At 64.0% G+C, this 10,733-nt stretch carries 9 protein-coding genes and 1 pseudogene; 7 read left to right on the forward strand and 3 right to left on the reverse strand.

The features are described from left to right. Nucleotides 1-764: siderophore-interacting protein (locus tag WAW17_RS00295; RefSeq protein ID WP_422331038.1), on the reverse strand; the 764-nt coding region annotated here is incomplete at its 3' end. A gap of 533 nt (nt 765-1,297) precedes the next feature. Here WAW17_RS00295 and nrdH point away from each other — a divergent pair. The 4 genes from nrdH to nrdF all read left to right on the forward strand — a co-directional run bounded on the left by nrdH (nt 1,298) and on the right by nrdF (nt 5,282). Continuing rightward, on the forward strand, nt 1,298-1,531 hold the full coding sequence (gene nrdH / locus WAW17_RS00300) for a glutaredoxin-like protein NrdH (protein ID WP_422331039.1): 234 nt from the start codon (nt 1,298-1,300) through the stop codon (nt 1,529-1,531). A gap of 134 nt (nt 1,532-1,665) precedes the next feature. Further along, nucleotides 1,666-2,142 (forward strand): class Ib ribonucleoside-diphosphate reductase assembly flavoprotein NrdI, encoded by a 477-nt coding sequence (gene nrdI, locus WAW17_RS00305; protein ID WP_422331040.1) that lies wholly within the window; start codon nt 1,666-1,668, stop codon nt 2,140-2,142. Then, nucleotides 2,100-4,283, forward strand: a complete 2,184-nt coding sequence (gene nrdE / locus WAW17_RS00310; RefSeq protein ID WP_422331041.1) for a class 1b ribonucleoside-diphosphate reductase subunit alpha — start codon at nt 2,100-2,102, stop codon at nt 4,281-4,283. Before nrdI ends, nrdE begins: the two co-directional genes overlap by 43 nt. Before the next feature lie 33 nt (nt 4,284-4,316). Beyond that, on the forward strand, nt 4,317-5,282 hold the full coding sequence (gene nrdF, locus WAW17_RS00315; protein ID WP_422331042.1) for a class 1b ribonucleoside-diphosphate reductase subunit beta: 966 nt from the start codon (nt 4,317-4,319) through the stop codon (nt 5,280-5,282). A 59-nt stretch (nt 5,283-5,341) separates the two neighbouring features. On the opposite strand, the gene WAW17_RS00320 is transcribed toward nrdF, so the two are convergent. Together WAW17_RS00320 and WAW17_RS00325 are read right to left on the reverse strand one after the other, a co-directional pair. After that, a complete protein-coding gene (locus WAW17_RS00320) occupies nt 5,342-5,815 on the reverse strand; it encodes an NUDIX hydrolase (protein WP_422331043.1) in 474 nt (157 codons plus the stop codon). A gap of 10 nt (nt 5,816-5,825) precedes the next feature. Continuing rightward, on the reverse strand, nt 5,826-6,911 hold the full coding sequence (locus tag WAW17_RS00325; RefSeq protein ID WP_422331044.1) for an iron-siderophore ABC transporter substrate-binding protein: 1,086 nt from the start codon (nt 6,909-6,911) through the stop codon (nt 5,826-5,828). 370 nt (nt 6,912-7,281) lie between these two features. On the opposite strand from WAW17_RS00325, the gene ctaD reads away from it, so the two are divergent. The 3 genes and pseudogenes from ctaD to WAW17_RS00340 form a co-directional block, all read left to right on the forward strand. Next, nucleotides 7,282-9,072, forward strand: coding sequence for a cytochrome c oxidase subunit I (gene ctaD / locus WAW17_RS00330; protein WP_422331045.1), 1,791 nt, complete (start codon nt 7,282-7,284; stop codon nt 9,070-9,072). Nucleotides 9,073-9,259: 187 nt separating this feature from the next. Continuing rightward, complete coding sequence (gene serB, locus WAW17_RS00335; RefSeq protein WP_422331046.1) at nt 9,260-10,480, forward strand: phosphoserine phosphatase SerB; 1,221 nt, start codon at nt 9,260-9,262, stop codon at nt 10,478-10,480. Nucleotides 10,481-10,533: 53 nt separating this feature from the next. Continuing rightward, nucleotides 10,534-10,733, forward strand: a pseudogene (locus tag WAW17_RS00340) (peptidyl-tRNA hydrolase); the annotation flags it as partial.

Consider the following 10,733-nt stretch of genomic DNA (forward strand, 5'->3'; position numbering starts at 1 on the left):
GTGTCCCTGGCGGCCTCTATCTGTTCTCGAACCGTCTCGTAGTGCGCGAGCCACTCCTCCTTACGGTCGCGCCAGTAGCCGATGACGTCGTATCGGTCTGCGGTCCAACCGAGTTCGTGCCGGAGCCTGCGCCGCACCGCCCGCGAGACCGTCGCCTCCCCGGCGAACCACACGTATCCGGGCCCGTCCGGCTGTTCCCACGTCCGGGCGGCCTCGGCAAGGTTGCCGGCGCCGACGCCGTTGCCGCTTCCGGTCAGCCAGGTGACGGTGTAGTCCGCGTCGGTGGTGAAGTCCTGCCGGTCGTCGTCTGTCACGATCTCGGCGATCAGGTGTACGCGGCTCCCGGCCGGCCGGCCCTCGAGGATTCGTCCGACGGCCGGAAGTGCCGTCATGTCGGCGAGGAGAAGCTGCCACCGGGTGTCGGCGGGAGGTGCATACCAGCCGGACGCGCGGGAGACGCCGAGGACCTCTCCGGGAGTGGCCTGCACGGCCCAGCGCGCTGCGGTCCCACCGGCATGGACCGCGAAGTCGATGTCCATCTCACGGGTGATCGGGTCCCAGCGGCGAACGGTGTAGCTCCGTTTCTCGGCGCCGTCCGGCGGGAACGCCAGCAGGACTCGCTCGTCGGGAATGCCGGTGGAGGTGAAGCCGCCGAGGCCATCGCCGCCGAGGGTGATCCTCTGCATGTACGGGGTGACCCGGTGGGTGCGCACCACCCGCGCAGAGTATCGGGGCGCTTCCTCGCCGGGGGAGTCTGCGGACATTCGCTCAAGGTACCGGTCTGCGGACCGGGGACCCGCAGTTACCGATCGGCAAGCGGATGCCCGCGCTGAACGGGCGGGGCCGCGGACCTGTCCGGTGGGCATTGGGTGCGCTCGCGGAGGGGTGTGCAGAAAACCCTTCGGCAGGAGGATCGCGCGCGCCGGGAGAACGAGTGGACCACCGTTTCCGGACCGCCTGGTTCCGGATTCGGGCGTGTCCGCGAGGGTGACGTAGGCTCCTCGGGCCGACGTGCTCGGCCCGCGACGCGAAGTGGCCTGTGTCACGCCGAAAGGGTGATGTGTGACACGCCGAAGGGTTCACCAATATTTCCGGTCCGCGATGGGCGACCTGCGAATTTCATCCGTGTGACTCACAACATCTCGGGTTTGGTGTTTCTGTCGGCCACTAGGTGTAGTGTCTTGAGCACTGAGAGACCACTACGGGATCCGCTCGGCGAGCGGCTCGGCCAGGGGAGATCTCAGTGCGCTGAACACACACTTCGTCAGCTTCATTCGGCAGTGGAAAGAGGGACTTCATGAGCATCACGGTTTACACCAAGCCCGCTTGCGTTCAGTGCAATGCCACCTACCGGGCTCTCGACAAGGAGGGCGTCGAATACTCCGTCGTCGACATCACCGAAGACGCCGAGGCTCGGGACTTCGTCATGGCACTGGGATACCTGCAGGCGCCCGTGGTCGTGGCCGGTGACGAGCACTGGTCGGGCTTCCGTCCCGACCGCATCAAGACCCTCTCGGCAAACGCTGCTTGAAGCGAAGCGACGGAGCCGTCGGGACGCAGAGAGGAACCAGTGCCCGGACGGTAACGATCGGCCGCAAGGTGCGCAAGGTAGATGCAGTACACAAACAGGAACATTGGCAGTATCAGTCGAGATGGTGAGAACCGATGACATCGCTGGTGTACTTCTCCAGCGCTTCGGAGAACACGCACCGATTCGTCCAGCGGCTCGGGCTGCCTGCGACGCGCATCCCCATCCATGACCCCGAGGGCAGCTTCGAGGTTTCCGAGCCCTATGTGCTGATCGTCCCCACGTACGGCGGTGGAACGACCTCGATGGGCCGGGACACCAGCTATGTGCCCAAGCCGGTCATCCGATTTCTGAACAACGCACACAACCGATCTTTGATTCGGGCGGTCATCGCGGCCGGCAACACCAACTTCGGCGAGTCCTACTGCTTCGCCGGAAACGTCATTTCTCAGAAGTGTCAGGTTCCTTTTCTGTACCGCTTCGAACTCATGGGCACCCGTGAGGACGTCGAGCGGGTTCGAGAGGGGCTGGGCGAATTCTGGGAACAACAGGCAGAGCGGGAGCAAGCACAGTGGCACCTACCATCACAGACACCATCGACGCGGGGAGCGTAGAGCGAGACGCGCGCGGTGGAGACTCGACGAACGGTCTCGACTACCACGCACTCAACGCCATGCTCAACCTGTACGGCCCGAACGGTGAGATCCAGTTCGACAAGGATGTCGCCGCGGCCCGTCAGTACTTCCTGCAGCACGTCAACCAGAACACGGTCTTCTTCCACAACCTCGACGAGAAGCTCGACTACCTCGTGGAGGAGAACTACTACGAGCCCGAGGTTCTCGACCAGTATTCACGTGAATTCGTGAAGTCACTGATCGACCACGCGTATTCCAAGAAGTTCCGGTTCCCGACGTTCCTCGGCGCGTTCAAGTACTACACCTCGTACACGCTCAAGACATTCGACGGCAAGCGGTACCTCGAGCGGTTCGAGGACCGTGTGTGCATGGTGGCGCTCACTCTCGCCGCGGGCGACGAGGACCTGGCCCTCAAGCTCGTCGACGAGATCATCGCGGGCCGGTTCCAGCCGGCCACCCCCACATTCCTCAACTCCGGCAAGAAGCAGCGCGGCGAGCCCGTGTCCTGCTTCCTGCTGCGCATCGAGGACAACATGGAGTCCATCGGACGTTCCATCAACTCGGCCCTGCAGCTGTCCAAGCGCGGCGGCGGAGTTGCGTTGCTGCTCAGCAACGTTCGTGAGCACGGTGCCCCGATCAAGAAGATCGAGAACCAGAGCTCGGGTGTCATCCCGATCATGAAGTTGCTCGAGGACTCGTTCTCCTACGCCAATCAGCTCGGCGCACGTCAGGGTGCCGGCGCGGTGTACCTGCACGCGCACCACCCGGACATCTACCGGTTCCTCGACACCAAGCGGGAGAACGCCGACGAGAAGATCCGGATCAAGACGCTGTCGCTGGGCGTCGTCATCCCCGACATCACGTTCGAGCTGGCGAAGAAGAACGAGGACATGTACCTCTTCTCGCCGTACGACGTCGAGCGCATCTACGGTATGCCGTTCGCGGATGTCAACGTCACCGAGAAGTACTACGAGATGGTCGACGACAAGCGGATCCGCAAGTCGAAGATCAAGGCGCGCGAGTTCTTCCAGACCATCGCCGAGTTGCAGTTCGAATCGGGTTACCCGTACATCATGTACGAGGACACGGTGAACCGGGCGAACCCCGTCGCGGGCAAGATCACCCACTCGAACCTGTGCTCCGAGATCCTGCAGGTCTCCACCCCGTCCCTGTTCAACGACGACCTCTCGTACAGCAAGGTCGGCAAGGACATCTCCTGCAACCTCGGCTCGCTGAACATCGCGAAGACCATGGATTCGCCGGACTTCGCGCGGACGATCGAGGTGGCGATCCGCGGACTCACCGCAGTGTCCGATCAGACGCACATCTACTCGGTGCCGTCGATCGAGCAGGGCAACAACGATTCTCATGCCATCGGACTCGGGCAGATGAACCTGCACGGGTACCTCGCTCGCGAGCGGATCTACTACGGCTCCGATGAGGGCATCGACTTCACGAACATCTACTTCTACACGGTCGTGTTCCATGCGCTGCAGGCATCGAACCGGATCGCCATCGAGCGGGGCACGTATTTCAAGGGATTCCCGGAGTCGAAGTATGCCTCCGGTGAATACTTCGACAAGTACACCGATCAGGTGTGGGAACCGAAGACCGAGCGAGTGCGTCAGTTGTTCGCCGAATCCGGCGTGCACATCCCGACGCAGGACGACTGGCGCGATCTGAAGGCGTCCGTCCAGAAGCACGGAATCTACAACCAGAACCTGCAGGCCGTCCCGCCCACCGGGTCGATCTCGTACATCAACTACTCCACCAGTTCCATCCACCCGGTGGCGTCGAAGATCGAGATCCGCAAGGAAGGCAAGATCGGCCGTGTCTACTACCCGGCGCCCTACCTGACCAACGACAACCTGGAGTACTACCAGGATGCCTACGAGATCGGGTACGAGAAGATCATCGACACCTACGCTGCGGCTACGCAGCACGTGGACCAGGGCCTGTCCCTGACACTGTTCTTCAAGGACACCGCCACCACCCGCGACATCAACAGGGCGCAGATCTACGCATGGCGCAAGGGCATCAAGACGCTCTACTACATCCGTTTGCGGCAGATGGCGCTCGAAGGTACCGAGGTAGAAGGTTGCGTCTCCTGCATGCTCTAGGCGGTTCCACTACCCGAACGAAGTGAGGATTCAATGGTCAAGCTGGTGAGTCGCGTATCCGCGATCAACTGGAACCGCGTCCAGGACGAGAAGGACGCCGAGGTGTGGGATCGTCTCGTCGGCAATTTCTGGCTGCCCGAGAAGGTGCCGGTCTCCAACGACATCCCGTCGTGGGGCACGCTCACTGCGCAGGAGAAGCAGCTGACGATGCGGGTGTTCACGGGGCTCACGCTCCTCGACACCATCCAGGGCACCGTGGGCGCGGTCAGCCTCATTCCCGACGCCCTCACCCCGCACGAAGAAGCGGTGTACACCAACATCGCCTTCATGGAGTCGGTGCACGCCAAGAGTTACAGCTCCATCTTTTCGACGCTGTGCTCCACTCGTGAGATCGACGACGCGTTCCGCTGGTCCGAAGAGAACCCGAACCTGCAGCGCAAAGCCCGGATCGTCATGGACTACTACCAGGGCGACGAGCCGCTCAAGCGCAAGGTGGCGTCCACCCTGCTCGAAAGCTTCCTGTTCTACTCGGGCTTCTACCTGCCGATGTACTGGTCCTCGCGGGCGAAGCTGACCAACACGGCCGACCTCATCCGGCTCATCATCCGTGACGAGGCCGTCCACGGGTACTACATCGGATACAAGTACCAGAAGGGTCTCGAGCAGCTCACCGAGGCCGAACGGGAAGAGCTCAAGAACTACACGTTCGAGCTGCTTTTCGAGCTGTACGACAACGAGGTCGACTACACCCAGGACCTCTACGACGAGGTCGGGCTCACCGAGGATGTCAAGAAGTTCCTGCGGTACAACGCCAACAAGGCGTTGATGAACCTCGGCTACGAGGGTCTGTTCCCCAAGGACGAGACCGACGTCAACCCGGCCATCCTGTCCGCGCTCTCGCCCAACGCCGACGAGAACCACGACTTCTTCTCCGGCTCGGGCAGTTCCTACGTCATCGGCAAGGCCGTCAACACCGAAGACGAGGACTGGGACTTCTAGCTTGCCCTCATCACCCGCTTGCCCTCATCACCCGCCGAGGGGTGGGTGATGAGGGTGCTTCAGGCGCGAAACCACGCCTCGGGACGGTCGGCGACCGCCTTCTCGAGACGGAGACGTGAGGTGTCGGTGAGGTTCTGCGGCAGGGCATCCGGCGCGAACCAGGACACTTCGAGGTTTTCGTCGTCGGCCACCCGGGCATCGCCGTCGACGTACCGAGCGAGGAAACACACGTCGAGGTACTGCGAGACATCGCCGTTGGGATAGGTCACGGGTGCGCTGACGTCGACGCTGGTGATCCGGACCAGTTCCACGTCCACACCGGTCTCTTCGCGTACCTCGCGTCGCGCCGCCGGACCCGGCTCCTCACCGGGCTCGAGAACTCCCGACACCACGGCCCACAAGCCGTTGTCGGCTCGGCGGGTCAAGAGAATTCGGTCGTTGCCGTCGCGGACCACGACGCTGACCCCGGACAGCCACAGCGGGGCGTGTCCGACGTGAGCGCGCAGGCCTGTGATGAAGTCGGGGATCGGCACGGACGTATTTCTACCCGACGTAGGTGTTCAACGTATTTCTCAGGTCGGTGAGAACCGCGCGTGCGGCCACCAGACCGTTTCCGCCCCAGACGTCGCCCTCGACGGCGAACACTCGTCTGTCGACGGCGGCTTCGAGGTCTTCCCACGGTTCGCCCGACATGACGTCCTCGGCATGGGCTTTGCCGTCCTCGCCGCCGAGTACGGCGTAGATGATGTCGCCCTCCGCCAGGTCGATGTCGTCGCCGGATAACGGCTGGGTGACCGTGCCCTCCAACTTCTGATAGGGGGGCCGGCGAACACCGGCGTCGGTGAGGACCTGTCCCGCGAATGTGGCCGGCCCCTCGACGTCGAGGGTGTCGGCGCCGAATCGCACGATGGAGGCCTGTGTTTGCGCGGCATCGATGTCGACGCCGAGTTGCTGTGCCTCCCGCTGGTACTGCTCGAGGGCGGCTCTCGCGGCGTCTGCGCGTCCGAGCGCGTTCCCTGCCAGAACGAATTGGGCCTTCCAATACACCTGGTCGGAGCCGACGAACACGGTGGGAGCGACGGGTGCGAGCGTGTCGTAGAGATCCTCCGATACCGGACTCGATCCGAGAATGAGATCCGGCGACGCCTGGGCGATGAGGTTCACATCGGGGGAGTCCGGGGAGCCGACGCTCGGGATCGCGGAGATCCCGGTTCCGAGATACCCCGGTTGCGGCCTTGCACCATCGTTGGTGACCGCGCCGACGACGCGCTCCCACAACCCGAGTGCGCACACCGCATCCAGCGCCGCGCTGTCGAGAACGACGATGCGCTGTGGATCCACCGGCACATCGCTCACCCCTTCGGTGTGGACGACGGGATGCGTCGCTCCGGCGCCCGGGGCAGCATCGGCGGGTGCGGGCTCGGCGCAGGCGGCGGTGGTGTCCCTCTCGATTCCGACCACTCCGGCACCCGCGATGATCGTCGTCGTCCGGACAATGGCATCGGCGGGATCGTCGTCGGCGGGCTGGGAGCAGCCACCGAGAGTAAGCACGGCCAGCGCGGCGACGAGACCGGTGGACGCGCGGCGAGTGGTCGAGATCGCGCTGTTCGAGATCAGGGGAAGGGACAAGTCGGCGGCTTCCTGTGTGTGCGGGCGCGTTCAGGTTAGCTGCTGTGCCTGTCCACCCCGAACGTGTCCGGCGGGTCGAGCACAATCCGATGACGAACAGGTGCGATGGCGGCGCGTCTCGGGGGTCGGACGGCCGCGTGGGCAGCACGGCGAAGAAGCCGGGCGACACGCTGCGAGGGGGTGAGGACGGCCACGCGCGCCGGGCAAATCGCTGGTGACGAGCACTCCGATTTGCTCGAGAACGGGGCAAGTACGACAGTGGGTAGGACCGAGTCGGTGGCCGCTCAGGGCACGGTCTACGATTCGTTGAGCGCAAGCCAGAGAACGTTCACCTCGCAGGCCGGGGTCGGACGCGCATTCAGGAGGATTAGTGACTGCCGTAGCGCCCCAGCCAGTCCCCGCGATAGCTGCAGCCAGGCCTTACCCGCCGCGGCAGGGACCCAAGGGTTCGTTCATCTTCAAAATGATCACGACCACCGACCCCAAGGTGCTCGGGATCATGTACCTGACGACCTCGATCATCTTTTTCCTCATCGGTGGCCTGATGGCCCTGTTGATGCGTGCCGAACTTGCAGTACCCGGCATGCAATTCCTGTCGAACGAACAGTTCAACCAGCTGTTCACCATGCACGGCACGGTCATGCTGCTGCTGTATGCGACTCCGATCGTGTTCGGGTTCGCCAACTACATCCTGCCGCTGCAGATCGGCGCACCGGACGTGGCCTTTCCGCGTCTGAACGCCTTCAGCTACTGGCTGTACCTCTTCGGCGCGATCATCGCGACGGCGGGCTTCATCACCCCCGGTGGTGCCGCCGACTTCGGTTGGACCGCATACACCCCGCTCTCCAGCGCCCTTCACTCGCCGGGTGTGGGTGCGGACCTGTGGATCATGGGACTCGCCGTCGGTGGTCTGGGCACCATCCTCGGTGGCGTGAACATGATCACCACCGTGATCAGCATGCGCGCCCCCGGCATGACGATGTTCCGGATGCCGATCTTCACCTGGAACATCTTCATCACCAGCGTCCTGATTCTGCTGGCCTTCCCGCTGCTGACCGCTGCACTCTTGGGCCTCTTCGTCGACCGGCACCTCGGTGCACACATCTTCGACCCCGCAACCGGCGGTGTTCTGCTGTGGCAGCACCTGTTCTGGTTCTTCGGGCACCCCGAGGTGTACATCATCGCGCTGCCGTTCTTCGGCATCGTCTCGGAGATCTTCCCGGTGTTCAGCCGTAAGCCGATCTTCGGTTACAGCGGCCTGGTGTACGCCACCCTCGCCATCGCGGCGCTGTCGATCGCCGTGTGGGCGCACCACATGTATGCCACCGGCGCCGTACTGCTGCCGTACTTCTCGTTCATGACCTTCCTCATCGCCGTCCCGACGGGTGTGAAGATCTTCAACTGGATCGGCACCATGTGGAAGGGGCAGTTGACGTTCGAGTCGCCGATGCTGTTCTCGATCGGCTTCCTGGTCACCTTCCTCTTCGGTGGCCTGTCCGGTGTCATCCTGGCCAGCCCTCCGCTCGACTTCCACATCACGGACACCTACTTCGTGGTCGCCCACTTCCACTACGTGGTCTTCGGCACCGTCGTGTTCGCCACCTACGCCGGTATCTACTTCTGGTTCCCGAAGATGACCGGCCGGATGATGGACGAGGGCCTCGCGAAGTGGCACTTCTGGACCACGTTCGTCGGCTTCCATGGCACGTTCCTTGTCCAGCACTGGCTCGGTAACGAGGGCATGCCCCGTCGCTACGCCGACTACCTGCCGTCCGATGGGTTCACGTCGCTGAACATGTTCTCCACGATCTTCGCGTTCGTGCTCGGTGCCTCCACGCTTCCGTTCGTCTGGAACGTGTTCAAGAGCAACCGCTACGGCGAGATCGTCACGGTGGACGATCCGTGGGGTTACGGCAACTCGCTCGAGTGGGCCACGTCCTGCCCGCCGCCCCGGCACAATTTCACCGAGCTGCCGCGCATTCGGTCCGAGCGCCCGGCATTCGAGCTGCACTACCCGCACATGGTCGAGACGATGCGCGCCGAAGCCCACGTCGGGCCCGGTCACGGTGGCAAGCAGGCCAGCATGGTCCTCGAGGACGAGCGTCACGCGCCGCTGACTGTCGGCAACGAAGGCGATCCCGGAACAGATTCCGGTCGCTGACACAAAGATGATCCGGAAAGGCCCCGCCCCAGCATCGGGCGGGGCCTTTCACTTGGCACAATAGATGCCGGACACACCGCGCGAGCAAGACGAACCGAGTTCCGCATCCTGCGAGACGAACGGAGTTCTGGAGCGTGCATGAGATGAACGGAGTTCTACAGCGTGCGTGAGACGAACGGAGTTCGTTGTGGGTGCAGCTGACACCACTGTTCTGGTGACCGTGACGGGGCCCGACCGGCCAGGCGTCACTTCCGCGCTGTTCGCGGTGCTTTCCCGCCACGACGTGAGCCTCCTCGACGTGGAGCAGGTAGTGATCCGCGGACGACTGACCCTGGGCGTGCTCGTGGCATGCCCCGGCGACGGCGAGGCGCTGCACGAAGAAATCGAAGACGCGATGGCGACCGTCGGGATGTCGGTCGACGTGGAGATTGGCGCGGATCCGGGCCGTCAGACCCTGCCCACGCACGCGGTGGTGATTCTCGGCAGTCCGGTGTCCGCACGCTCGCTGCGGTCGGTGGCCCGCGCGATGGCCACCCTGGGTGTCAACATCGACTCGATCCGCGGCATCGCCGACTATCCGGTCACCGGACTCGAGTTGCTCGTCAGTGCGCCAGGCAACGCGGAGAGGGACAAGCAGCTCCGGACCGTACTTGCCGAGGTGGCCGTTCGTGAGAACGTCGACATCGCGGTGGAACGCGGTGGACTCGCTCGGCGTGCAAAGCGGCTCATCGTGTTCGACGTCGACTCCACGCTCGTGCAGGGCGAGGTCATCGAAATGCTCGCGGCCCGGGCCGGAGTCGAGGACGAGGTGCGCGCCGTCACGGAGTCCGCGATGCGCGGCGAGATCGACTTCGCGGAGTCGCTGCACCAGAGGGTCGCGACTCTCGCCGGTCTCGATGCGTCCGTGATCGACGACGTGGCGGAGAGTCTCGAGCTGACGCCGGGGGCCCGGACGACGATTCGCACACTCCGTCGGTTGGGCTTCCACTGCGGTGTGGTCTCCGGCGGGTTCCGCCAGGTCATCGAGGGATTGGCCCATGAACTGGAATTGGATTTCGTCCAGGCCAACACGCTCGAGATCGTGGACGGCAAGCTGACCGGGCGGGTGATCGGTGACATCGTCGACCGTGCGGCGAAGGCGACTGCCCTGCGTAAGTTCGCTGACCAGGCGGGCGTGCCGATGGAACAGACGGTTGCTGTCGGAGACGGCGCCAACGACATCGACATGCTCAACGCTGCCGGGCTGGGCATCGCCTTCAACGCCAAGCCGGCACTGCGCGAGGTCGCCGATACCGCTCTCTCGCATCCCTTCCTCGACGCCGTGCTGTTCATTCTCGGTGTCACCCGGGACGAAATCGAGGCCGCCGACGCCGTGGACGGCATGGTGAGACGAGTTCCCCTGACGTGACGGAAAAGGGCGGGAACACCCCCTGCGACGACAGGGACTCCACCTCCGACGAGGTGGGCGTCGACTCGACGTGGGAGCCGCGCCACGCCGTACTCGCTGCCGGGTACGGTGGCCGTCCCGACCCGGAGGACGCCGCGCTGGTGCTTGCGATGCCCCTGGTGCTGCACATTCCCAAGGCCGAGCCGCCGCGGTGGAGCGCGCTGCTCGAGGCGGCTGCGATCGCGACAGTCAGGCTCTGTCTCGACCCTCGGGT

Source organism: Rhodococcus sp. (in: high G+C Gram-positive bacteria) (assembly GCF_049286785.1).
GTDB lineage: Bacteria > Actinomycetota > Actinomycetes > Mycobacteriales > Mycobacteriaceae > Rhodococcus_F.